At 65.6% G+C, this 25,870-nt stretch carries 14 protein-coding genes; 7 read left to right on the top strand and 7 right to left on the bottom strand.

The genetic code is table 11. The annotated features are described in order from the left end of the window. Positions 1-39: 39 nt before the first annotated feature. The 5 genes from AC54AG_RS25595 to AC54AG_RS25575 all read right to left on the bottom strand — a co-directional run bounded on the left by AC54AG_RS25595 (position 40) and on the right by AC54AG_RS25575 (position 17,819). Positions 40-1,677 carry a ShlB/FhaC/HecB family hemolysin secretion/activation protein gene (locus AC54AG_RS25595; protein WP_081368398.1) on the bottom strand — a complete coding sequence of 546 codons (1,638 nt, stop codon included), beginning with the start codon at positions 1,675-1,677 and terminating at the stop codon, positions 40-42. Between the two features lie 144 nt (positions 1,678-1,821). Further along, the gene (locus tag AC54AG_RS25590) at positions 1,822-15,483 is read right to left on the bottom strand and encodes a filamentous hemagglutinin family protein (RefSeq protein WP_496632104.1); all 13,662 of its coding nucleotides are present in this window, start codon (positions 15,481-15,483) and stop codon (positions 1,822-1,824) included. A gap of 173 nt (positions 15,484-15,656) precedes the next feature. After that, positions 15,657-16,604 carry a FecR family protein gene (locus AC54AG_RS25585; protein ID WP_496632102.1) on the bottom strand — a complete coding sequence of 316 codons (948 nt, stop codon included), beginning with the start codon at positions 16,602-16,604 and terminating at the stop codon, positions 15,657-15,659. Then, complete coding sequence (locus AC54AG_RS25580; protein WP_034753775.1) at positions 16,597-17,154, bottom strand: RNA polymerase sigma factor; 558 nt, start codon at positions 17,152-17,154, stop codon at positions 16,597-16,599. The genes AC54AG_RS25585 and AC54AG_RS25580 overlap by 8 nt, the downstream gene beginning before the upstream one ends. Before the next feature lie 2 nt (positions 17,155-17,156). Further along, positions 17,157-17,819 carry a secretin and TonB N-terminal domain-containing protein gene (locus tag AC54AG_RS25575; protein WP_331778958.1) on the bottom strand — a complete coding sequence of 221 codons (663 nt, stop codon included), beginning with the start codon at positions 17,817-17,819 and terminating at the stop codon, positions 17,157-17,159. A gap of 260 nt (positions 17,820-18,079) precedes the next feature. Here AC54AG_RS25575 and AC54AG_RS25570 point away from each other — a divergent pair, with 260 nt between their 5' ends. From AC54AG_RS25570 to AC54AG_RS25550, 5 genes are all read left to right on the top strand, one after another. Next, the gene (locus AC54AG_RS25570) at positions 18,080-18,457 is read left to right on the top strand and encodes a hypothetical protein (RefSeq protein WP_331778957.1); all 378 of its coding nucleotides are present in this window, start codon (positions 18,080-18,082) and stop codon (positions 18,455-18,457) included. A gap of 94 nt (positions 18,458-18,551) precedes the next feature. Beyond that, positions 18,552-20,900, top strand: coding sequence for a Tex family protein (locus AC54AG_RS25565; RefSeq protein WP_046683175.1), 2,349 nt, complete (start codon positions 18,552-18,554; stop codon positions 20,898-20,900). A 4-nt stretch (positions 20,901-20,904) separates the two neighbouring features. Continuing rightward, a complete protein-coding gene (locus AC54AG_RS25560) occupies positions 20,905-21,375 on the top strand; it encodes a GNAT family N-acetyltransferase (RefSeq protein ID WP_331778956.1) in 471 nt (156 codons plus the stop codon). Positions 21,376-21,480: 105 nt separating this feature from the next. Further along, complete coding sequence (gene grxD / locus AC54AG_RS25555) at positions 21,481-21,792, top strand: Grx4 family monothiol glutaredoxin (RefSeq protein WP_034753766.1); 312 nt, start codon at positions 21,481-21,483, stop codon at positions 21,790-21,792. Continuing rightward, entirely contained in the window at positions 21,785-22,399 is a 615-nt protein-coding gene (locus AC54AG_RS25550; protein ID WP_331778955.1) for a UbiX family flavin prenyltransferase, read from the top strand. The genes grxD and AC54AG_RS25550 overlap by 8 nt, the downstream gene beginning before the upstream one ends. A 155-nt stretch (positions 22,400-22,554) precedes the next feature. Here AC54AG_RS25550 and AC54AG_RS25545 read toward each other — a convergent pair whose 3' ends face one another. Further along, positions 22,555-22,881, bottom strand: a complete 327-nt coding sequence (locus AC54AG_RS25545) for a hypothetical protein (RefSeq protein WP_046683172.1) — start codon at positions 22,879-22,881, stop codon at positions 22,555-22,557. 89 nt (positions 22,882-22,970) lie between these two features. Beyond that, positions 22,971-23,378, bottom strand: coding sequence for a hypothetical protein (locus tag AC54AG_RS25540; RefSeq protein WP_034753756.1), 408 nt, complete (start codon positions 23,376-23,378; stop codon positions 22,971-22,973). A gap of 721 nt (positions 23,379-24,099) precedes the next feature. Between AC54AG_RS25540 and AC54AG_RS25535 the strand changes: the two genes are divergently transcribed. Then, positions 24,100-24,504: a MerR family transcriptional regulator gene (locus tag AC54AG_RS25535; RefSeq protein WP_034753754.1), complete on the top strand. Its 405-nt coding sequence runs from the start codon at positions 24,100-24,102 to the stop codon at positions 24,502-24,504. A gap of 137 nt (positions 24,505-24,641) precedes the next feature. Further along, positions 24,642-25,826, top strand: a complete 1,185-nt coding sequence (locus AC54AG_RS25530) for an isovaleryl-CoA dehydrogenase (RefSeq protein WP_034753750.1) — start codon at positions 24,642-24,644, stop codon at positions 25,824-25,826. The last annotated feature ends 44 nt before the right edge of the window (positions 25,827-25,870 follow it).

Genomic DNA, 25,870 nt, shown 5'->3' with positions numbered 1-25,870 from the left:
GAAAAGTCTAAAAAAGTGCGGTGCTGGTGAGCTGGCCCGTCAGTAGCTGGCCGACAGGTTGAAATTGATGCGGCGCACGTGCTTGTGCGTGCGCGGGCCATCGCGCAGCGGGTAGGCGAAATCGATGCGGCCATTCAGGTAGCGCAGGAACTGGAAGCTGCTGCCCACGCCCACCGAAGCCAGGCCGAACAGGTCTTTCTGTTCCGGCAGCGGGTCGCGCAGACGCAGGCGCGCGCCATCGGCAAAGGCAAACAGACGCCAGTTTTCCAGGCGGCTGAAATACGTCAGCTGGGGCGTGCGCCATTCGACGGTACCGGAAACACCGTAGTCGCCCGTCGCTTCGGCCGACAGGTAGCCGCGCACGGAATTGGCCCCGCCGGCGGCCATCTGCTCGCCCGACACGAGCGCCGCGTCGGCCAGCTGGCCCGCCAGCTTGCCGTACAGCTGCGCGCCGCTGCCCAGGGTAGTGGTGGCGTTGGCGTCGCCCTTCAGGACGAGGAAGCTGGGCGAAGCCTTGTAGCGCTTGTTGTCGTAGGCGGCGCTGTTGCTGCCATAGCCGAACGCGGCGCGCGTGCCGGCCACCAGCGACAGACCCAGGCCGTACGTCGCCGTCTCCGTCTGCGCAAAGCCGTTGTAGGCCACGCTGAGCGGCACGTACTTCAGGGGAACGCTGGAGCCGGCGCCATTCAGCTGCAGCGCTTCCTGGTTATCCTTGAAATCGATGCCGCCGCTAAAGCTGTGCCACCAGATGCCGCTGTTGGGTACCGTGTAATTGAGCTTCATGCCCAGCGCATGGCCCTTGCCCAGCACGCTGGTGCCGCCCGTGCTGGCCACGTTGCTGTTCGACTGGTAGCCGGTCGCTTCCACGCTCCAGCCCTGCGTGCCGATCGGCGCCACGTACGAGGCCGACCACACCTTGGTCTGGTTCAAGTCGCCCGGCGTGCCGAAAAAGCTGATGGTGGCACTATGCCCCATCTGCCACAGGTTGTCGTGACCGAGCGAGATGCTGCTGCGCAGCTTCTTGGTATCGGCGCTGTAATCGTTGTTCAAGCCGACGCTGGCGCGCCACGGGCTGCTGTCCTCGACTTTCAAGTCCACGTCCATGGTACCGGGCAGGCTGCCCTGCTTGACCAAGGGCATCACCTGACGCTTGGGACCGCGGTTCAGAGCCGTCAATTCCACTTGCGCCTGCGTAAAATCAGGCACCTTGCCTTCCGTCAGGGCCGGCACTTGCTGGCGCACGTCGAGCGGCGAGTTGTATTGCGCACCGACCACGCGCAAGCGCCCCACCTTTGTTTCGCTCACCTGCAGCACCACCACGCCCTGCTCCACCTGCTGCTCGGGCAAGTCCACGTAGACGGACTGGTAGCCGCGCGCTTGATATGCAGCAACGAGGGCGTCGCGCGCCCCTTCCACGTCCTTCAGGGTGCGGCCCGGCCCCAGGAAGGGCGTGACCGCTTCTTCGATGGCACGCGCGTCGAGCACGGTATTGCCGCGCACCAGGTATTCCTCGATCGTCACCTGCCGTTCCGGCGCGGCCACGGGGGCCGCTGCCGGCACCGCGTCCTGCGCGCGCGCCATGCCGGGCAGCGCCAGCATGGCCAGGCACAGCATCGTCAAGGCGGTCGCGGGTGCCGCGGGTGCTGCCCCCTTGCCCTGTTTTTTCATTTCACGCATCTTCCATTCACCTTAAAATCAAACGGTTGCCCTGTGTTGCGGCGCTGGGCCGGCGTTTTTTCTGTTAATGCTGATCTACTGATGCCTAGACAGCCGCCGCGCGCGACGACTGCCGAATGTCATCAAATGTTCATAAAACTCCACTCAAGGCTGCAAGCCGCGCCGCTCGTTCGGCGTGAGCGCCTGCAACTGCGGCGCCGTCAACGGTCCCGCGCCCAGCACCTGCACCACGCCGGCCGGCTGGTAGCTGGACGCCTGCGGCTCGCCGCCCTGGTGCTTGCCGGCACCGGCGTCGTCCGCCTGCTCATTGCCAAAGCCCAGCACCTTCACCGTGAACAGCGACGGTTGCGCCTGGCGCGTGGCGGCCCGTTCGCGCTGCAGCACGTCCTGCGCCGCCGTGACGGCTTGCGTGGCGGCCGCGCTGGCATTGCTGAGCGCACCCACGTTCACGGTAGCGATCACCGGCAGGCCCGCCGACTTGCCCTGCACCTGGACGTTTTCCGCATTGATCACCTGCAAGGCCGCCAGGTTGACGTTGCCCGAGACGCGGATACCCGCCTCGCCCGCGTCGATGCTTCCCAGCGGGGCGATCAGGTCGATGTCGCCGGGCGGCACCTCCGGGATCGGGTTCAGGGTGGCGATGCCGGCGCCCGTGGCCGGCGTGCTCGGCGACAGGCTGACGAGGCCGATGCTGTCGTAGGTGCGGCGCTGCGGCGTGTAGACGACGGTGGACTTGGTGCCGCGGCCCGCATTGATGTCGCCCGTGGCCGACCAGGCCAGGATGTTGCCGCCGAAGGTGGTGAAGATGCGGCTCTGGCCCAGCAGGATGCTGTCCTTCGCGTACATCTGGATCTCGCCCGCGCCCTGCGTCAGCACGCCCGAGCCTTCGCCCGGCGCATAGCCGCCATCGACGCCGATCAGCGCCCGTCCGCCCGGCACCGTGATGCCGATATCGCCGCCGACATCCGTGTGGATGCCCGCGTCGTTGACGATCACGTGCGGCACGTTGACCGTCGGACGGCCCGCCTCGGCCCACTCCTGCGGGCTCAGGTAGCGCACGCCCGCGACCGGCCGCTTGGTGTACACGCCCTCGTAGTCGTTGACCGTGTACAGCGCGCTGCTGAACATCGTCAGGTCGCCCTTGTACTCGATCTTCTGGCCCGCCTTGTCCTGCGCCGGGAACAGGGTGGCGATGGCTTCGCGGCCGCGCAGGTAGCTGCCGCGGCGCATGCCGTCCGGATCGTTGTACTCGCGCCCGGCCGCCTTCAGTTCGGCAAAGTAGACATTGCTCAGGTAGACCTGCTGCTGTTCCTTCGGCAAGGCGGCAAAGAAGCTGCGCGCATCGGTGGCCGGGTCGTAGCGGATGCCCAGGCCGCTGTCGCCGCCAAAGCGCGTCGTCAGCCAGTTCACCAGGTGCAGCTGGCTGACCTGCGCATATTCGCGCGCCAGGTCGCGCCGCACGGCGCCTGTCTGCTGGCCGGCCTTTTCCAGTTCCGCCTGCTTCGTGCCGAGGAAGGCGGACGCGCCCGCCTCGTCGCCGCTGTAGGCGAACTGGCCGCGCAGCCAGTCGGCCAGGGTCAGCTTGCCGCCGTAGACGTACACGGCGCTGCCGGCCTGGTCGGCCAGCGGCTTGGCCGGATCGGCCAGCTTGGCCGGGTCCAGGTAGCGCGCCGCGAAAGCCGCATAGTCGGGACCATTGCGGCCCACGCCGGCCGCCACGCTGATGCCGGCGCCATTGCCGCGCTCGCCGGGGCCCGTGTTGACGATGGAGCCGATGCTGCGCAATTCCGCCTTGTCGGCCATGTACAGGTCGCGCCCGGCGCTCACGTTCAGCTGGCCCGGTCCCGCCACATAGAAGGTGCTGTAGCGGATGTCGCGCCCGGCGCTGACGACGGAAACGTCGTCAGCATTGCGGTGCACGAACAGATTGCCGCGCGCGGACGAGACGCCGGAGACGACCGGCTTGTCCGGAAAATCGGGCCGGCCGACAAAGCCCTGGCTGGTCCATCCGGCCGCGCCTTCCGGCACGCCTTCGACGCTGCCGAGCGGCGTGCCGGAATTGACGATGTCGCGTCCGGCCCGCACGGCCACGGCGCCGCCGCCTTCGTACCACACGCCCAGCGGGCCCGTTTCGCCCTTCAGTGTTCCCCGGTACACGATGCCGCCCGTGCGCAAGCCGACGATGTCGCCGCTGTTGGCATAGAAATGCGCGGGCTGCTGACCCACCGGCACGTAATCCGACACCGTCGGCGCCGTCATGCTGAACAGCGGATACAGTTGCTGCGAGGCATCGCTTGCGCCATTCGACGACGAACCGAACCATTTCAGCGCGCCGGGCGCCAGCCCGTTGGCGCTGACGTTATGCAAGGGCAGCAGGCCGAACCAGACCGGGTCCAGGGCGCCGACGAAGCCCGGGTTGAATGGACTTGGCAACAGGCGCGGATCGGCGCCCGATGCGGTGATCGGATAGCCGGCCGCATGGATGGAGTCGGCCGCCAGCATTTCCAGCTGGCCCGTGCCCGTCTTGACAAATTGCGGCGCCACCGGCGACGGCGCCAGGATCACGCCGTTTTGCGGCATGTCGACCTTGCCGCCCTCGCCCAGCCTGCCCAGGCTGGCATTGCCGTAATACAGGCTGCCGCTGGCGGCCACGGCGCGCAACACGGATGGCATGACGAAACGTGCATCCGTTGGCGCGTGGTTATCGCCCATGTCCGATTGTATCCAGGCGGACGTCGGCGTCAGATTGCCGCCCGCGCTGAACAGGTCGATGGCGGTGGCTGGCGTCCACAGCGAGAACCAGCTCCAGCCCTCGCCCTGGCGCTCGACGCCCTGGTAGTTGAACGGCGAACCATTGCCCAACTGCTTGACGCGGCCCGCATCGGCCGTACCGCCCAGCACCAGGTCGCCGCGCGCATCGATGCGCACGCCGCTGTCGCCCGGCACGAGGATGGGCCCGCCGCTGGCAATGGCCGTGCCCGCCGCATAGGTTTCATACGGCCGCGATTCCTTCGGATCGGCGCGGTCGAAGCGCAGTTCGACGCCGCCCACGGCGCCCGCCTCCATGCGCAGCGCGCCGCGCAAATTGGTGAAGGTGCTGTTGAGCGTCGGATACTGGCGCTCGAAGCGCGTGTCGGCATTCGGGGCATCGCTGTTGGCATCGAAGCTGCGCACCTCGGCGACAGGGTTGAGCCCGCCGCCGATGCGGATATCTAGGTCGCCACCGCCCGTCAGCAGCAGCTTGCCGTCCGGCGTCACCCTGCCCGTGCTGCCCACGGCCACGTTCAGGCCCTGGCTGCGCGGCGCGAACACGCCGCCCGGATCGGCGCGCGAGGTCAGCATGCCGGCGTTGCCGCCCGCCTGCAGCAGCACATTGCCGCCGCCGAGGGTGCCGATGCCCGTAAAGCCCGACACGACCGGCAGACCCGCAAACAGGTCGCCGCCTTCGGGACGCGCGACATAGGTGCCGAAATTGATCCACCATGCCGTCGGCACGCCCGCCCCCGTGCTGCCGCTGCCCTGGCGCCACAACCAGGCGCCGATGTCGCTGGTGTCCTGCTGCGCGCTCAGGGTGCCGATGGCATCCTCGCGGCGCTGCAGGGCGGTGCCTACGGTGTCGCCCTTGACGTCGCCCTGGGCGCGCAGCAGCAGGTTGCCGCCGTGCTCGGGATACCAGGCGCGGTACAGGCTCTCGCTGCCGCCATCGACGAAACGCGTCAACTTCTCGTCGCCCAACGCGCCGAGCAGCTTGCCCTTGGCGTTCAGGCCGCGCGGCAGGTTGAACAGATCCTTGCCATCGACCAGCGGCGAGGCCGACTGCGTGCCCGCCGTGTAGACGCCATACAGCGAACGCATGTCGAAATCGCCGGCGGCGAGCAAATCGAGGTCGCCCGTGCCCGTGCGCAGCACGCTGAACAGAAGCTGGCGCGCCGGCTCATCCTTGGTCACCATTTCGGGCGGCGTGCCGTCGGCAATCTTGGTCACCAGATCCGCATAACTCTCCAGCATGTTAGCTTCGGTACCAAACCACATTGTGATATCGACCTCGCCTTCCGGATACCCCAACATGGTGGCGTACTCGTTGAAAATATAGGTGCTTGGCAAGCCCGTGCCCGGCTTGACCGACGTCCGTTCTTCCATGCCGTAATGCGTATCGGCCAGCATCAGATGGGCGTCCTTCGCATGCGGCCGCAGCGCGCGCGTATCGGCGGCGGCCGTATCGGCGCCGCCCACCAGGCGCAGCGACCACGCTTGCGAACCCTGGGCCAGCATGGGCGCCAGCGCCAGGTTGCGGCCCTGCTTGCCCGCGCCGTCGGCAGGGCGCAGCGCCACCACGGTCGCGTCGCCAGGCAGCTTGACCAGCGTGCCGGCCGGCAGCACGCTGCCCTTGTCCAGCGCCAGCGCCGCCGCCAGCACCACGCCGTTGACGGGATTGACGCTATCGCCCGTGTCCCGCGGCTTGCCTTCCGGGAAAGGCAAGGCCACGTTCGCCGGCCACAGCATGGCCGCCACGCTGGCCGCGCCGGGCAGGCGCAGGCCGGGATCGAGCTGCATGCCGCTCGATAAGGCCAGCGCCTTCGGCAAGACCGTGCCGGCCGCGTACAGCACCTTGCCGTCGGCATCGCGCACGGCGCCGCCCAGCACGCTGCCGGCAGGCAGGTTCAACTCCGCCGTCAAGGTGGCGCGCGCCGCCAGCAAGGTGCCGCCGCGCAGCTGCATGGCTTTCATCGGCACGGCGAAATTGACGCTCGTGCCCGATTGGAAATACGTGTCTTCGGCCAGTGTCACGAGGCCCGCTTGCGGAACGACGACCTCGCCGCCCCATGGCAAGCGGCCCTTCACCAGCTGCCAGCCCTTGTCGTCCGGCGTGACGGGCAAGGTACGGGTATCGAAGCCATCCGTGATACTGCCAAAGACGCTGAGCTTGCCACCGGCGCGCACGACCAGCGCGCCCGCCTCGCCCGAGCCGTACACGCCGCTCAGGCGCGCCAGCGGATTGACGCCGTCGTAGCGGTGGCCCGACAGGTCGATGTCGCCATCGATGTGCAAGTCGCCGCCCGGCGTGGCGCTGACGATCTCGACGCCAGGGCGCAGGTGGAAAGCGTTGGCATCGCCACGCAAGCCGCGCAATTTTCTGTCCATCAAGTTGCCGTTGGCCAGCGCCTGGGCCATGAAGAGCTGGCTGTCCCCGTGTTTCTCGTCCAGATAGGCCTGGTTGATGCCCTGGTAGCTGCGGCCGTCCGCATCCTTGCCGGTACCGGCCGGGGCATCCTTGTATTGCCAGAAAGCGTTGACGTTGATGGTGCGCGCGCCGGCGATGTTCAGCGCGCCAGCCGCATCGATATCGACATCGTCGCCCGTGGCGCCACCGAGGCGCCGCGCGTTCAGGTCGATGCTGCCGTAGTTGCCGCCCTTGTCACCGCTGCGCAAGTCGAACCGCGCGCCATTTTCCAGGCTCAGGCGTCCACCAGGCGCGGCCAGTTCGATGACGGCGCGGTTCGGCGCCTCGATCGCTTGCCCGTAGCTGTCCGTGCGCAGCACCGTGCCATGCGCGTCGAGCACGGCGCCGGACTGGATGGTGACGCCGTCGCGGCCGGCCAGACGGATGCTGCCCACCTGCTCGCCGCTGGCGTCGATGCGGCCGCTCACGGTCAAGCTGCCGCCATCGACGGAGACGCTCACTTCGCGCGCCTTGACCTCGTCGCCGATGGTCAAATTGCCCTGCTTGAGCTGGAAGCTGCGGCTGCCGAATACCTTGCCCGTGTTCAGGCGCTGGTTCAGGCCGGCGAAGTCGCCGATCTGCTGGGCCCGCACCTCCACGCCGCCGGCCGCGTACGGCACCAGGGTGCCGCCTGCGTCATAATGGCCGCTGGCGCCGCCCAGCAAGCTGCCGCGCAAGTCGGCAGTACCGGCCGCGTCGCCCGTGGCGATCACGCTCAGCTTGCCGGCGCGGTTGTTCACGGCCGACAGGTCGATCACGGAAGCGCCCGCCTGGCGCACGTCGCCTGCGCGGCTGTCGAGGATCACGTCACCGCCCCAGCTGTACTTGCTGGTGTCGTAGAAATCGATCTTGCGGCCAGCCAGGTCCAGCTTGGCCTTGTCGCCCAGCAGCACATCGCGCTCGGCCGACAGGGTCAGCTTTCCGCTTGGTAGAACCACGGACGTATCCACGCTGACACTGTTGCCGTTCAGCGCCACTTCCGCGCCCAGGGCACCAGCCAGCGCCGCGTTCGTCGGCGTGGCGGCGGCCGCGCCGGCCGGCGCGCTCACCTTGAGGTCGCCGCCCGCCGTGATGCGGTTGACGGAACCGGCCGCGCCCGTCAACAGCGGCGTGTTGATCAGCAGATCGCCGCCGCTGTAGCGGTAGCCATTCGTGGCCGTATCCCACGCGCTTTGCGACTGGTAGACGGACAGGCTGCCCTTGTTGTTGGCGGTCAGCTGCTCGCTGGCATTGAGCGCCACCTGGCCGAAGCCCAGTATCAAACGGTCGAGGTTGTGGATGGTGTCGGGACGGCTGTCCGGCGTGAAGCCGAACTCGATGCGCTTGGCGTCGATCTGCAAGCGGCCGGTGCCCGTGCCGGGGCCGTTGGCAACGACGGCGCCGGGCGCATTCGTCGCGCCCTGCCACACGAGGGTGTCCGTGTGGATGCGCGCCAGCGCGTCCGTGCCGCCATAGCCGTAGATGGCGGGCGTGTTGAGCACCAGGCGCGACAGCGACGACTTGCCAGTCGCCGCATCGATGGTCGACAGTTGCGACGAATCATAGAAGTTGAAGGAATTGCGTGCCGTCAAGCCCAGGCTTTCCAGCGCCGGCGCGCCCGTACTGGTATCGCCGCGCAGCAGGCGGTCGAGCACGTCCTGGTTCAGCGCCAGGCCGTCCGGCAAGGCGCCGCGGGCGCTGGCATCGGCCAGCGAGGCGGCGCTGCCGATATTGATCGAACCCATCCCCAGCACCAGGTTGCGCGTGCCGTAGCGCACGTTATCGCGCAGGGTAAATGCGCGCTCCGTGACGGCGGCGATGGTGCCTTCCGAATACAGCGAAGTGGTGCCCGTGCAGGCGCCGCCCGCCTTGGCGCACGTGCCGATGTCGATGATGCCGGGACCGCCCGAATCGGACGGCGTGCGCACGGCCGGCAGCATATCCAGCCAGCCGTTCGAGACAGCCAGCACGCTGCCCATGGGCTGGTACACAAAGCCGTCGCGCGAATCCCAGGCCGCCTTGCCGCGGCCCAGCGTATTGATGCCGGAACCTTGCTCGAGGAAGATGCCGTCGTCGGTTTTCGTGGTCACCAGGAACACTTCGGCCGCCTTCAGCACGGCACCGTCGCGCAGCACGATGCCGCCCGCCGATTCGTTGATGGCGGCGATATTGGCGCGCTGATTGGTACCCGTGGCGAAATCGCTGTAGGTGACGCGCGGCAAGCCGCCGATGCCCAGGCGCTGGGCGCCGAAGGCGTTGATCTGCGAAGCGTGCACGGAGACGCCATCGAAGTCCGCCTGCGCTGCCGTGCCGTCGGCCAGCACTTGATAGCGGGTACCCGCATGGCCACCCGTGCCCAGCAGCAGCGAGCCGCCAAAGCCGCCCTCGGCCGGCGTGTACAGGGCGCTGCCATCCATCATCAATGGCGTGTGGTTATTTTCGACGCTGTGCAGGGACGGGGCGATCAGTTGCACCCGCACGCCCTTGGCGTCGCGTTCCAGCGTGGCGCGCGGCACGCCGTCGCGCGTGGCTTGCGCCACGGCAAAGGCGGCATAGCCCGTTTCATTGTATTGCGAGTAGGTACGCAGCACGTCGGCCGGCGTCAGGATGGCCTGGCTCGGCACGGCGTCGCGGATGGCCGTGCCGGCGATGCCCGTCTGCGCCGCCGTCGCATACGAACCATTGCGCATGGCCACCGTGCCGCCCGCCTCGACGGCGCCGGCCAGGCCATTCAGCTCCACGCGGAAGGCGCCCGGCAGCAAAGCGAAATTCGATGGCAGCAAGGTGTAGGTACCGGCCGCCAGGCCGGGCACGCCCGCGGCGATGGTGATCTGGCGTCCCACGGCCGGCTTGCCCGCGCCCTGCTCGGCCGTCAACGGCGCCACGTCCGGCTGCACGCCGGGAATGATGGCGTACACGGGGTTGGTATTCAGGCCGGGCAAGGTAAAGCCGCCATTCGGCTTCATCTGCACCAGCGGATTGAGGCGCGCATCGGTGGAGCCGCCCCGTCCGGCCAGGAAGGCCGCGCCCGTCAAGGTGCCGCCGCCCGACAGGTCGAGCACGGCGCCGGCTTGCACGTCGACGGCGGCGCCGACCAAGGCGATCTCGGGACCGTTGCCCACGCCCTTGAAGACGACGTCGTTGCCGTCATACAGGTAGCTGAGGCCATCGAGCGTGCCGCCGTACGGCATCGTCAAGCCTTTCGCGCTGACGGACGTCAGGCTGCCCGGCAGCAGATTGACATGGCCCGTATTGGCTTCAAAGCCTTCGGCCCCCAGGGTGATCTGGCCCTGCGGCGCGCGCAGCACGCCGTGCTGGTTGATCGTGGGCGCGACCAGGCTCAGGCTGCCGAACACGGAAAACGGCTGGTTCGGCGTGGCGCTGCCGGCGCTGCGCTCGACAGTGAGCGTGCGCAAGGGATCGAGCGTGACGCGGATATTGCCGTATTCATCGATCCGGCTGCTCTGGCCCACCGTGACCATGCCGCTGTCGCCCGTGGCCGGGTAGATTTGCGCGGCGACCAGGGTCGCGTTGCCCGGCTGGTACAGGGCGGCGTTGTTCGACATGCGCAAGTCGCCGCGGCTATTCAGGGTCAGCTGCTCGAAGGCATCGCGTTCGACGGCCAGCGGCGTGCCGCTGCTCTGCACGATCTCGCCGCGCGTGCCCATGTTGACCTCGCCCGCGAGATCGAGCATGCCCGCATCGATCTGCAGCAGGGAGCCATCGGCCACCAGCGGCACGCCCAGCATGCCGCGCCCCTTGCCCGAGTTTTTCGAGCCCTTCACGGCATTGGGCACGATGTAATTGTCTTTCTGCGCGCGCGCGGCCGTTCCCAGGCGCACATACGGCGCCGCCAGGCGCACCTGGCTGGCAAGGCTAGGCACCTTGTCCTGGCCGTCCGCATCGGGCGGCGGCGTCTGCGGCGGCTGCTGCGCCAGGCCCAGCGAACTGGCGCTCAGGCGCAGGCTCTGGCCCAGCGCCAGGCTGACGTCGCCATCGACGCTGAGCATGCCGTTTACATGCATGGCCAGGTTATCGAAGCCGCCGGCCTTCACACGGTCGGCGCCCAGGCGCGCACTGCCGTAGCGCAAGGCCTCATTCTGCTGGCCGGCGCGCAAATCAACCGGCAAGACGCTGTCGCCCTGTACTTGCGCCAGCACGAATTCGCGCGGTACCCGCACCGCATTGTCGACGCTATCGCCTTCCAGCGTCTGACGGTTCACCTGGCCGTAATTGGGCGTGTCGAGCGCCATCGCCAGGGTGCCGCCGGCCGCCCCGGCGCCACCGGCCACCGCGCGCAGCGTGCCATCGGCAAAGATGCCGTTGTACGAACTGAGCGAAATCAAGCCGCCGCTGCCGGCCACGTTGACGGCGCCCTGGTTCGGCAAGTCCAAGGTGGCTTGCGCGCCGCTGGCGTCGAGCAGGGCGCCCGGACGCACGACGACAAAGGCATCGGCCGCGTCGACGCTGGCCGCGTCGGCCTTGTAGCGGGCGCCGATTTCGATGCTGCCGCCCTTGTCCGCGCGGCCATAGCGCCCGCCGCGCATGTCGGTGGCGACGGTGGCGCGGCCGGCGACGTCGAGCACCGCGTGTTCGCCGATCCAGATCGACGTGGCTTGTCCCTTGCCGTTCGGCACATCGGCATCGCTGCCCGTACCCAACGTGCCGGGCAGGATGGCGATCTTGCCGCCCCAGGCGTCAAGGCGGCCGTCGATACTGACCTGGCCATTGCTCGTCATGCTGATCTGGCGGCCCGGATCGACCGTGACGACGGCGCCTTGCGCCACCGCCAGGGCGCCCTTCACATACGGGCTGCCGGCCGTCAGCGTCAGGTCGGCGCCTGCGCGCTGCGTCAAGCGGCCCTTGCGCGCATCTTCCTGGTACAACTCCGGCGTCCACACTTCCAGCGCGGCAGCCGGATCGGTGCCGCTCGCCACCGTGTGGCCGGTGGCGGGATTGAAGCGCAGCACGGGCATTTTCACATCGATATGCGCATCCTTGACCACCACGACGCCGTCGCGGCCCGTGACGGCGTAGTCGGCAAAGCCGCTCTGGAACAGGCTGGCGTCCAGCGCCAGCATGGGCTGCACGGCAACGTCACGGCCCAGCATGGTGCCGGTCGGCAACAGCGCGCCGCGCGGCGCGCGCACGTCGTCGGCGGCGATGCTGCCGGCCGCATACTGGGTCGTCATCGGCAAGATGGGCAAGCCGTTCGGAAAAGCCGCCGCCGAAACCTCGAAGCCTGTAGCGAGGCCGTTGATGGCCGTCACCACGCTGCCTGCGGGAACGATGGAACCGCCCCAGACATACGTCGTGCCGTCGATGAAGAAGCTCGCGCCCGGCGGCACCAGAAAATCACTCTCCAGCACCAACGGTTTCTGCGCCGACACGTCCACCGTCACGGGCATGCTCAAGGTCTGGCCCGGCTTGATCACGCTGGTGCTGAGCGCGAAATCGAAGGGAATCTTCTCGCCCTTGGCAATCAAAAATTCATCGGCCAGGCGCAGGCCGACGGGAGCGCTGCTTCCTCCTGGCAGCACGTCGCCGTCCTGCAGCTTGCCGCCGATGCTGACGGCCGTGCCGCTGTCGATCGTCAGGCGTCCGCCGCCCTTCACGCCGTGGCCGCGCAACTCGCCGTCAAGCTTGAGCAAGGCGCCCGTCGGCGTTTTTTCGCGCGGCAAGTCGACGGCCAGGGCGATGTCGCCGCCGCGCCCGCCCTGCAGGCTGCCATTGCTCATCAAAGCCGCGCCCGATGAAACGTCGATGACGCTGCCGCCGGCCAGCTCGATGCCGCCCGAACTCTTCACCGTGACCTTGCCGCCATTCACGTATGGCAGGCCGGCGACCGCGCCCGGGTCCAGTTCCAGGTTGCTCCACAGGCCCCGCGTATCGAGACGCACGCCCGGCGCCACGCGCACGCCGGCCGGGCCCGCGGCGCGCCCTTCCGGCGACACGGTCCCTTCCACCCACACGGCGCCCGCGTTCGCCAGGTAGCGCGAGATGATGTCACCGGCGGCGATGCTGCCGCTGCGCGCGCTCACGTTCGCCTTGATGGCCACGTCGGTGGCGTGCAGGGCAATGTCGCCGCCATCGGCCACGCGCACGTCCGCGTTGACGTCGAGCTTGTCGTAGGCGTAGATATTCAGGGCGCCCAGTTCCAGCCCATTGAGCCAGTCGGCATCGAGCTGCAAGGTCTTGCTACGCGCGGCCGGCAAGGCTTCACTGAGCAGCTGGCCATCGGCGACGGATGCCACCTTGCCGATCTCGACGTTTTCCAGCACGGCTTGCGGGCTGTCGCGCAACTGGCCCGCCTTCGTATCGAAGACGGGCGTCATTTTGCCGACGATCAATTGACCGGCGCGCGCGGCCGACGTCTGCGCCTGCTTGTAGCTATCGACGCCGTCATCGCGCTTGCGCTGCTGGCGCTCGCCCTGGAATACGGACGTGTCGATATCGCCTTCGAGCACGGCGGCGCCCGTGGAAACGATCAGGCGGCCCGCATCGCGGCCCACCGTGTAGCCGTTTTCCAGGCGCTCGCGCGGACCGATCAAGGCATTCGCATGGGTTTCCGTCGTGTTCGCGCCCCAGCGCGCATGCGTACTTTCATAGCCGCGGTACAAGCCCGTGTACAGATTGTCGCCAGGGGCCGTGCTGAGCTTGTACATCGCGCCATCGGCGCCCTTCAGCCACGTCTGCTTGACCATGCCCGTCTGCACGTCCAGCGAACCGCCGGCGATGTTGATGCGCGAACCGGCCTGCGTCACCACTTCGCCGCCGCCAAAGCCGACAGTGCCGCCCTGGGCCGCCCATTCGCCGATGCCGTGGCCGCTGGTGTTCAGGTAGCCGCTCACTTCCAGCAAGCCGCCCGCCGTGTACCAGCGGTCCGTGGCGTAGCCGTTGGTGCCGGCCGGCACCAGCACCAGGTCGCGGCGGTCGACCCACACGTCGCTGTTGTTCAGGTATTTGGCGTCGCGGCTGCCCGGTGCGTCGCGCTGTTCGTTGCCCTGCACGTTGATCAGCACATTGTTGCTGCTCATGTCGACCTTCACGCCGACGGCGCCGGACACGTCGATGGCGGCGCCGCGCGCCACGTGGCTGCGGCGGGCCGCATCGGCCAGCACCTGGCCGCCCGTAGCCAGGGTCAGCGAATCGCCTTCGAACTCGATGTTGCCGGCGGAAACGATGCGCACCAGCGACTGGTCGCGCCGGTCCTGCGGCGTGTCCGTGCCCTTGCCCGTGTCTTTCAGCAAGGTATCGCGCTGCACGTCGAGCGCCGTGGCGCCGTTGTCATCGATGACGATGGCGCTGACGCTGCCGCGCGCCAGGGTCACGCCGGCGTTCTCGCCCGCCGCCGCCAGGTGGATCGTGCCGCGGCCATTGACGGTCGTGCTCGACAACAGCACGCCATCCTGGCGCACGCTATTGCCGCTGAGCGTGATGTCGCCCGTGGCCGCCTGGATCAGGCCGTTGTTGACGACGCTGCCGGCGCCGCTGTCGGCCACGCGCAGCATCTCGACTTCATTGCCGCGCGTGCTCGAATACTGGTTCTTGTCCGTGCCCATGCCCTGGCGCACGACGATGGCGTCGCCAGCCGCCAGGGTGGTCTGGCCATTCGGCGTGGTGATGGCGCCCGCATTCTCGACGGCGCGGCCGGCCAGCAGCACGTAGCCGCCGCCTTCCGTCACCGTCTGCGGCTTGCGCGTGTCGATGCGCGCGCCGGCGGCGACGACGACGTCCGCTTCGGCCGCCGCATGCGTAAAGGTATTCTGGTCCAGCAACAAATCATTCGCGAAGGTCGGCACGGTGCCCGTACCCTGCGCCTTGCCGTACAAGCCGCTCTTGAACTGGCTGTCGCTCATGCCCATGGCGGCCGCGGCCAGGCTGCGCATATCGACCTGGCTGCTGCCCGTAAACACGATGCCGTTGCGGTTGACGATCATCACCGTGCCATCGGCCTTGATCTGGCCCTGGATCTGGCTGGGGCGCGCCAGCGGATCGTTGACGCGGTTCAACACGGACCAGTGCGATTTCTGGTCGAACTGCAAGGTGGTGTTCTTGCCGACGTTAAAACTTTCCCAGTTCAGGATGGCCTTGTCGTCCGTCTGCACGACCTTCACGACGGTCTTGCCATCGGCCTGGCTCTGCACGGGCGCCTGGGCGTTGAGCCAGCCCGCCGTCAGGCTGTTGCTGTCGACCTGCAAGCCGCCCTTGACGAGGCCATCGGGCGCGCCGCCGGCCGCCAGCGCCGCCTGGCGCGCGGCTGCCTGCACCGCCTGTTCGGCGGCGATGCCGCGCGCGGCCAGCAACAGGTTGTTCAGCGACTGCTGCAGCTTGCCTTCGGCTTTTTGCTGCTGCATCAAAGGATTGTTCAGCGAGGTGGCCGGCTGGCCATTCGGCAAGCGTCCCGTGGCGGCCGCCGTGCCCTGCTGCGCGCCCTTGCCCGCGAACCAGGCGCCGCTGAACGGCTGCTGCGCCTGCGCGCCGCCCGCCTGCAGCAGCATGGCGATGGCCAGCGCCAGCGGTTTCAAGCGCACGGGGCGCCCGTTGTGGCTGCCCGCCATGGCGGAGGAGGATGCGTGTTTCGTGACCGACTTGCTTCGCTGCATGGCGACATTCCCTTTTCATGTTCCGTTGCTGACCGATATCGCGAGGCGGCGCGCGGCACGCACGGGGCGGGCGGCAGGCACTGATTCGCGGCTTCCAGCAGCATTGACAGGGAACAAGGTCCGGGACTGCAAAAGGTCATGAAAATGTCATAATTGGCGCCACGCTTTTGCGCTTAGCCGAACAGCACGATGCCGCCAGGCAAACGCGTCACGCGTGCGCCATACGCGTCCTGGATCAGGGCGATCACGTCGTCGAGGCGGTCGAGCGAAAAGCTCGCTTGCACACGCGTGTGTTTCAATGTGTCGCCATTAAGGATCAGCTTGCCGGGACGGTAGCGGTTCACCTCGTCCACCACCTCGGCCAGGGTGCTTTGTTTGAAGACCAGCAGGCGGTGGCGCCACGCGCTGACGTCGCCCCTGGCCACCGCGCGGGCGATGCCAAAATGCTCGGGCCGGTAACGCAGCTGCTGACCGGCGGCCAGTTCCGCATCGTTGCCGGCCTGCACCACGCGCAGGCGGCCCGCCAGGCACGTCACGCACACTTCCTGGCCGAACAGGCGGATATTGAAACGCGCGCTGCCGGCCGACACGGTGCCGTCGCCTGCCTGCACGCGCACGCTTGCCGCGCCGTGCAAGCCGGCTTGGAATTCCGCTTCACCGGCCAGCAGCACCAGCGACGCGGCGCCGTCCTGCACGGGCGCCGCATCGAGCCGCGTCTGCGTATTCATCTGCACCAGCACGCCGCCATCGAGCGCCACTTCGCGCTGCTCGCCCGTGCCCGTGGCATAGTCGGCGGCCAGACCCGCCACGGCCGGCCACAGGTCGGTCGGCGGGCGCAGCACCAGCAAGTCCAGCGAAGCAGCGACGGCGCCGCCGAGCCAGGCGCGCCGCGCCACGTTGACAGGCGCCTGCGCCCGCTTGACGGCGCGCGCGGCCGGCGCCATGGCGCCCCACACGGCGCGCGCTTCGGCAAACGCCGTCGCATGCCTGCGGCTGCGCGCGCACCAGTGACGGAACACTTGCGCGTCGCGCTCGCTGACCTGGCCCGAGGCCAGGCGCACGACCCACGCCTGCGCTTCCTTCTGGATGACACCCATGTCGTCTTCCGTTTGTTCAATCATGATGTTTAGACGTTTTTCCCGCGCCGGGACCGAAGCGCTGGATGAAATCGCGTCCCATGCGTTCGCAGCAATGTTCGAGTCCCGCGCGCAATTCCTTCTCCACGGTGCGGGCGGAAATGCCGAAGCGCTCGGCGATATCACGGTGCGGCAACTGGTCGACGCGGGCGGCGATGACGATGGCGCGCCGGCGTTTCGGCAACTCCTGCAAGGCCCGTTCCAGTTCCTCGAGCTCGGCGCGCGCGCTGAAGGTGCGGGCCGGGTCGGCCAGCTCATCGGCCATCTCGTACAGATCGTCGATATCGGGCAGGCTGAGCAGGCGCGCATTGTCGCGGCGTTGATCTTCCGCAATGTTGATGGCGATGCGCATCAGATAGGCGGACGGATAGCTGATCGCCTCGGGCGCCGTCATCCGCTCCACCCGCAAATACGTTTCATGCAGCGCGTCATTGGCCAGGTCTTCCGAGCCCAGGCGGCGCTGCAAATGGCGGCGAAACTGTCCGTAGCGTTCCAGGAACAGCTTGCGCAAAGTGGCTTTCAGCAAATCCGACATGGTCAGGGCGCTCCGGCCACGAGGTAGGGCGCGCAATCGGCATCGGGATCGGGCCGCGGCGTCAATAAGATCGTCAGCGGCTGCGGCAAGCCCGCCGGCGGCGCGCCATCGATCAGCAGGCTGCGCAGGCGCTGCAGCACGGCGCGGTCGCGCTGTTCCACGCCGCTCGGTTCGAGCACGTGCACGGCGCGCACCTTGCCCCGCTCGTCGAGCCACAGCTGGAAGGCCAGGCGGTAGCGACCGAAGGCGTCCGGATGCAGACGGCACAGGGCGCGCGTGAGCGAGCGCTGCAGGACGGCCGCATAGCCTTGCAATGGTGCGGTGGCGGGGGCAGCTTCGGCCGGCACGGGCGCCGACGCCACGGGTGCATCGGCCAGCGCCAGCAAGGTGAACGCATTGCTGCCGCTGAAGCGCGCGCCCAGCTGGGTGCCGGCCAGCAAACGCTGCAGCGCTTCGGCAGGCGTGTAGTCGCCGCGCACGGGCGAGGCCACCCTGCCGGCCGCCAGCTGGCTGCTGACGAGCACGGAATACCCGGTCACTTCGCCAAACGCCACCAGGGCCGCGTCGAGCGGCTGGGCGGGCAAGTCGAAGCGCAGGGTTGCGTGCGCGGCGGCGTCAGCACCGTCCGCGCCCGCAGCCGGCCGCACGAATGTCATGAATGTCATCAATGTCATCAGCAAGCAGGCGGACAGGGCATTGCCCTTTGCGGCGCGGCGGTGGCTTAGTGTCATTTTCCAGGGGACGCAACGAAAAGTCCTGCTCATGAAGTGTCTTGACTGCAATAGATCAAGCAGAATGGCAAGATGGTAGCTTCGTAAAATGACAACTGCATGACATGGCATCAGCCCGCACCCCGGCCTGTGTCATCGCCGCGACACATGACCTTGCTATGCTGGACGCTGATTCCACCGTTCCGGGAGCCGCCATGGCACGCCTGTTCTTGACTGTTTTATTCGCTTGCTTATTCGCTTGCGCCGCCCTGCCCGCGCAGGCGGACGAACACACCGTTGTCGTGAAGGCTCCCGCGCCGGAGAAGGGCTGCGTGGAGGTGGAAGTCAGTGGCCAGCGCACGCAGTCGATGTCTTGCTTGAATGAAAAATTATTGCCGAATAGCAACACCATGAACCGGCAGCCACCCGCCCTGTCCGGCGCGGAAGCGGTCATGCAGCGCCCGTCGAACCAGCTGGGCCTGTACAACCGCGCCGCCCTCGAACACCGCATGGGCAATGCCTTTGGCAAGTCCGTCACGCCGCAGAGGCCGCCAGCTCCCGCGCCCGCCAGCCCGCTGCTGCCGACGCGCTAGGCCGCTTGTCAACGCACAGTCCATTTGCGCTGTCAAGATTGCGCAATCGCGCCGATTGCGTATCATTCCAGGCTTGATCGCTCTGGAAACAACCATGCTGCCCACTATCGAACAACGCCTTGCCCTTGAACTTGCCGCCAAACCGGTGCAAGTTGCCGCCGCCATCGAACTGCTCGACGAAGGCGCCACCGTGCCCTTCATCGCCCGTTACCGCAAGGAAGCGACCGGCGGCCTCGACGATATCCAGCTGCGCCTGCTGGAAGAGCGCTTGCGCTATCTGCGCGAACTGGAAGAGCGGCGCGCCGCCATCGTGGCGTCGATCACGGAACAGAACAAGATGACACCCGAGTTGCTCGACGCCGTCATGCACGCGGAAGACAAGACGCGCCTGGAAGATTTGTATTTGCCGTACAAACAGAAGCGCCGCACGAAGGCGCAGATCGCCATCGAAGCGGGCCTGATGCCGCTGGCCGACGGCTTGCTGGAGAACCCGGAACTGACGCCGGAAACAGAAGCGGGCAAGTTCCTGCGCGACGCGTTTACGAGTGCCGACGGCAACAACCCGGGCGTGCTTGACACCAAGGCGGCCCTCGACGGCGCGCGCCAGATTTTGATGGAACGTTTCGCCGAAGATGCGACCCTGCTGCAAACCTTGCGCGAATACGTGCAGGAACACGGCATCGTCGAATCGAAAGTGGTGGAAGGCAAGCAGGACGAAGGCGAAAAATTCGCCGATTATTTCGATTACTCGGAAACCATCTCGACCGTCCCTTCGCACCGCGCGCTGGCGCTGCTGCGCGGCCGCCGCGAAGGCATCCTCGACGTCACCCTGCGCCTGGACACGGAAGCGGAAAAACCGAAATGGGATGCGCCGCACAATCCGTGCGAAGGCCGCATCGCCGCCCGCTTCGGCATCAAGCAACAGGGCCGCCCTGCCGACAAATGGCTGGCCGACACGGCGCGCTGGACCTGGCGCGTGAAAAGCTTCATGCATCTGGAAACGGAACTGATGGGCGCGCTGCGCGAACGCTCGGAACTCGATGCGATCAATGTGTTTGCCACCAATCTGAAGGCGCTGCTGCTGGCCGCGCCGGCCGGCCAGCGCGCCACCATGGGCCTGGACCCAGGCTTGCGCACGGGCGTCAAGGTCGCTGTCGTCGATGCCACCGGTAAAGTCGTCGACACGGCCGTGATCTACCCGCACCAGCCGAAGAACGACTGGGATGGTTCGCTGCACACCTTGGGCCGCCTGGCCGCCAAGCACAATGTGTCGCTCATTTCCATCGGCAACGGCACGGCCTCGCGCGAGACCGATAAACTGGCGCAGGACCTGATCAAGCAGCATCCGGAAGCGAAGATGACGAAGATCGTCGTCTCGGAAGCGGGCGCGTCGGTGTATTCGGCGTCCGAGTTCGCCTCGAAAGAATTGCCGGACATGGATGTGTCGCTGCGCGGTGCCGTCTCGATCGCGCGCCGCCTGCAAGACCCGCTGGCCGAACTGGTGAAAATCGACCCGAAATCGATCGGCGTGGGCCAGTACCAGCATGACGTAAGCCAAAGCCAGCTGGCCCGCTCGCTCGATGCCGTCGTGGAAGATTGCGTGAACGCCGTCGGCGTGGACGTCAATACGGCGTCGGCGCCCCTGCTGGCGCGCGTGTCCGGCCTGTCGGCCAGCGTGGCGCAAAGCATCGTCACCTACCGCGACATGAAGGGCGCGTTCACTTCGCGCGCAGCCTTGAAAGCCGTGCCGCGCTTGGGAGATAAAACGTATGAGCAGGCGGCCGGCTTCCTGCGCGTGATGGGCGGTGAGAATCCGCTGGACGCCTCGGCCGTCCACCCGGAATCGTACCCGCTGGTGGAAAAGATCCTGGCGGACATCAAAAAGGATATCAAGGCCGTCATCGGCGAAACGGCCTTGCTGAAAACCTTGAGCCCGGCAAAGTACGCGGATGAAACGTTTGGCGTGCCGACCATTTCCGACATCTTGAAGGAACTGGAAAAGCCGGGCCGCGACCCGCGTCCGGAGTTCACCACCGCCACCTTCAAGGAAGGCGTGGAAGAAATCCGCGACTTGCGCCCGGACATGATTCTCGAAGGCGTGGTCACCAACGTGGCCGCCTTTGGCGCGTTTGTCGACATCGGCGTGCACCAGGATGGCCTCGTGCACATCTCGGCCCTGTCGAACACGTTCGTGAAAGATCCGCACACGGTGGTCAAGGCTGGCCAGGTCGTGCGCGTGAAAGTGCTGGAAGTCGATGAAAAGCGCAAGCGCATCGCGCTGACCATGCGTTTGACGGACAGCGCGCCGCAAGCGGGCAGCAAGCCTGAGCAACGTGGCGACCGCAACGACCGGCGCAGCATGGCGCAGCACCAGTCGCAATCGCGCAACGCGCCCGAGCCGGCCGGCAGCATGGCCGCCGCGTTCGCCAAGCTGCGCGGCTAAGTCCATGGCCGCCAGGCATGATCTCATCATCCTGGCGGTGGATGCCGCCAGCGTGGAGGCGCAGCTGCTGCTCGACGCATTGTCGGACGCGCTGCTGCGCATCAATGGCGACAGTGGCCGTTCTTCCTTCGATGTCGAAGCGGCAACGCCGCGCGGCGGCTTTTACCTGGCCCGCGATGCGGCTGGAGAACTGCTGGGCTGCGCCGCCCTGCGCCCGCTGGGCGAAGCGGACAGCGCCGTAGGCGAACTCAAGCGTATGTATGCGCGCCCGGGTTCGACTGGCGTGGGTGCGGCCCTGCTGGCCCATGTGGAGGCGCAGGCGCGCCAGCATGGCTACCAGGCCCTGCACCTGTCCACGCGCGTGGCGAATACCCGCGCCGTGGCGTTTTATGCCAAACACGGCTATGCACCCGTCATTGCCTGGGGCAAATACGTGGGCGCGGCACAATCGACCTGCCTGGGCAAGACCTTATAAGCGTCAACGTGGCTGACTTGCCCAATTTATGACTTGAGCGCATACCCGTGCCGGCGTTTTCTTATAAAATGACGGCATCTATTTATTTACCCATCAGAGGCAGCTATGAGCGACGTACAAACCTGGATCAAAGAAACCGTGACGAACACGCCAGTCGTGCTGTTCATGAAGGGCACGGCCCAGTTCCCGCAGTGCGGCTTTTCCGGCCGCGCCATCCAGATCCTGAAAGCGTGCGGCGTGGAAAACATCGCTACAGTCAACGTGCTGGATGACCCGGAAGTTCGCCAGGGTATCAAGGATTACTCGAACTGGCCGACCATTCCACAGCTGTATGTCAAAGGCGAGTTCATCGGTGGTTCCGATATCATGAATGAAATGTTTGAATCGGGCGAACTGAAGTCCCTGCTGGATGCCTGATAGCCAAACGCAGCGGCCGCGCCGTATCGTCGTGGCCATCACGGGCGCCACGGGCGCCGTGTATGGCTTGCGGCTGCTGCAATTGCTGGGCGCCACTCCCGGCGTCGAAACGCATCTGGTCTTGTCGGATGCGGCCGTATTGACCCTGCACCAGGAAACGGGCGTGGGGCGCAAGGAAATCGAAGCGCAGGCGCACGTGGTGCACAAGCTGCGCGACATCGGCGCCTCTATCGCCAGCGGCTCGTTTCAATCGGATGGCATGGTCGTCGCACCGTGCTCGATGAAGACGCTGGCGGCCGTGGCGCATGGCTTGTCGGATAATTTGATCACGCGGGCAGCCGATGTCGTGCTCAAGGAACGCCGCCGCCTGATCCTGATGGTGCGCGAAACGCCGTTCAACCTGGCGCACCTGCGCAATATGACGGCCGTGACCGAAATGGGCGGCATCATCTTCCCGCCCTTACCGAGCTTTTATCACCACCCGCAGAGCATCGCGGAGATGGTCGACCATACGGTGGCGCGCGTCATCGACCTGCTCGGCATCGAGCACAGCCTGGCGCCGCGGTGGAATGGTCTTAAGTCCACTAGTGACACCCCTATTCTGTAGTTGGCGTCACGATGTAACTCTGGCGTCACGATGCCTGACAAAAGCGTAGCGAGCAGCAGTGATTTGTGGCCGAGAAGCGCAACCGTGCTCCAGCACGGTGAGCATCGCCGGCCGCAAAGCGCGACGCGCAGTAGCTTTGGTCAGGCATCCACCACTCAGCGTTTTTCGAACTGCGTGGCACTTGCCTGCTTCAAATCCCTGGCTTCTTCAACCATCCTGCGGTGGGCGATCCGTTTGCGCATCACTTCCGCATGTTGCGCGGCAGTCATGGGGGGCACGGTCATCAAGTCCTTCAGCTGCGCGGTATTGCTGTAGTTACTTTTCATAAGACGGCTCAAATGCTCGGCTCCGTAGTGGATGAACTGGCTGCTTCTGATGTGATTATGCGCTGGTATTGGCCGCTGCGCCGCCGCACGCGGGATTATTGTCAAATAATTCCGCTGCAGCGCAACATGCGAGGTCTTATTGTGCGGCAAAATCATGTCTCCAGTATGACCTTGCGCAAATAAAAGGACAGGGGGAGCACCGCCAGCGAAAGGCGGACGGCGCTGGCCGGGGATGGCCTGGATGCTTACTTTTGGTAGTTGACTCGTACCAGCATGCGAATAAATTCTCGCGCGATTTGACGATGATGTTCATCTAATCTTTGCAAATCGGCAATTAATTTCACATCAGCGGACTCAAAACGCGACAAAGCGCTGCCCGCTTCGCCATTCGGCGTGGCGCTTTCCGGGCCGCCAAAACGCAACCATTCCGCCGGAACGCCCAACCATTGGGCAATCATGCGCAATTTCTCTTGCGTCGGAATTGCTTCACCTACTAACCATTTCCTAGCTGCATGCACGGTAATCGGGCGCCCGTCGAAACGGATATTGAATTCCCGGGCCAGTCTGGTCGGGCTGTCTGGAGAATAATGGGCGTTTTTGAGAGCCAACTGAAGTCGCTGGCTGAAGCTTTCGCGTTCGTTAGAAGAATTCATAGGTGTACTATTTCATGTTGTAACATGAAAGTCAGTTTCTTGAATGACCATACAGATTGTTACATTTGAAAAGAGTATCAATTAACAATTAACACTCCAGCCGGGCTTTTCAGGTCAAAAAGTGGGCCGAATTTTCTCTTGCGATTCTGCGTGGCTTCGGTTCAAATTCGCGGTTAGCCTTGATTTTCGCACTGCAGCACGATTCAAAGCCTCGGTTTGGCATTACAACGTACGGTATCGGATAATGCCCTCCTCTACCGATACATGCAATGCCGATGTCATACAATTTCTTGTAGACAAAGTTTTCAGAAGGGCCATTTTGTTTCCAATATAGAAACGACATGAACAACGTGCTCATAGTGAAACGTTGTTTTTCGATCGTGCCTATTGGAAAGAGTCTGCGCCTAAAAATTTTACTGCCATCGCAGCGAAAAGAATGTCGCCGTTATGCCAGGAAAGCTCTTTTTGGTGTCATCTTGGCCACCAACTCTCGATCTTAAGCGCGTTTGTGCAAGAAGAATCAATTTATTTTCAGTAATTGTTGTCTGATTCGCCAAATTCTCCCGTTCACGCCCTCTCTTTTCTTTGTTGCAGCACGGGCAGGGCACGCTACAATAGTATTGACGTTGACGTAAACGGCACCTTGCCACCATTGCCTCGCAGCACCCATCCACACCCATCCAGTGACCGACCACCCATGCAACCGACACCGCCCGCATCCATGACTACCTATACGATTACCGAACTGGCGCGGGAATTCGACATCACGGCGCGCGCCATCCGTTTCTATGAAGACCAGGGCTTGCTCAGCCCGAAACGCGAAGGCGCTGGCGGACGCAGCCGCGTCTACACGCCGCGCGACCGCACCCGCTTGAAACTGACCCTGCGCGGCAAGCGCCTGGGCCTGGCGTTGTCGGAGATCAAGAGCCTGGTCGACATGTACGAGTCGCCGAAGGACACGCGCGCGCAGATGGACCGCTTCCTCGGCGTGCTGGCGCAGCACCGGCAGACCCTGGAGCAGCAGCGCATCGATATCGAAATGGCGCTGGCGGAAATCAGCGCGCATGAAGATGCGTGCGCGCGCATGCTGGCGGACTTGAACCTTGATAAGGCGCAAACAAACTAAATCGATGCGGCGGCGCTTACCACGCACAGCGCTTTACACGCCTCACTTTACGTTTACGTAAACGTCACAACTGAGTATCATAGCTTCACTGACCCGGCCCCCATGACCGCCACACTTATAACGACGACGAGGACGACATGCTCCATCTCCCAGGCTTGACCTTTGACCACGGCGACGACATCGCCTCGCTGCGCGAAGCGATCCAACAATTTGCCGCCGCCGAAATCGCGCCGCGCGCGGCCGAAATCGACCGTACGGACCAGTTCCCCATGGACCTGTGGCGCAAGATGGGCGACATGGGCTTGCTCGGCATCACCGTCAGCGAAGAATACGGCGGCGCCGGCATGGGTTACCTGGCGCACATCATCGCCATGGAAGAGATCTCGCGCGCCTCGGCTTCCGTCGGCCTGTCCTACGGCGCCCATTCGAACCTGTGCGTCAACCAGATCAAACGCAACGGCACGGCCGAGCAAAAAGCGAAATACCTGCCGAAACTGATCACGGGCGAACACATCGGCGCCCTGGCCATGTCGGAACCGAACGCGGGCTCGGACGTCGTCAGCATGAAGCTGCGCGCCGACTTCAAGGGCGACCGCTGGGTCTTGAACGGCACCAAAATGTGGATCACCAACGGCCCCGACGCGGACGTGCTGGTGGTGTATGCGAAAAACGACCTGGAAGCGGGTCCGCGCGGCATGACGGCTTTCCTGATCGAAAAGAATTTCAAAGGCTTTTCCATCGCGCAAAAGCTCGACAAGCTGGGCATGCGCGGCTCGCACACGGGCGAACTGGTGTTCCAGGATTGCGAAGTGCCGGCCGAAAACGTGCTGGGCGGCCTGGGCAAGGGCGTCAACGTGCTGATGTCGGGCCTCGATTTCGAGCGCACCGTGCTGTCCGGCGGACCGCTGGGCATCATGCAGGCTTGCATGGATCTGGTCGTGCCCTACGTACATGACCGCAAGCAATTCGGCCAGGCCATCGGTGAATTCCAGTTGATGCAAGGTAAGCTGGCCGATATGTATTCGACCATGATGGCGTGCAAGGCCTATGTCTACGCCGTGGGCCAGGCCTGCGACCGCGCCACCACGCCGGAAGCCGTGCGCCAGTTGCGCAAGGATGCGGCCGGCGCCATTCTGTATAGTGCGGAGAAGGCGACCTGGATGGCGGGTGAAGCGATCCAGGCCCTGGGCGGCAACGGCTACATCAACGAGTATCCGGCCGGCCGCCTGTGGCGCGATGCCAAGCTGTACGAGATCGGCGCCGGGACCAGCGAAATCCGCCGCATGCTGATAGGCCGCGAACTGTTTGCGGAAACCAAGTAAGCACGGGCGCGCGACGATCGACTGGGTGATGAGCCATTCATGCG

Source organism: Janthinobacterium sp. BCJ23 (assembly GCF_059617945.1).
Note: the sequence above shows the minus strand (reverse complement) of the source record. Positions and strands in the feature narration are given on the sequence as shown.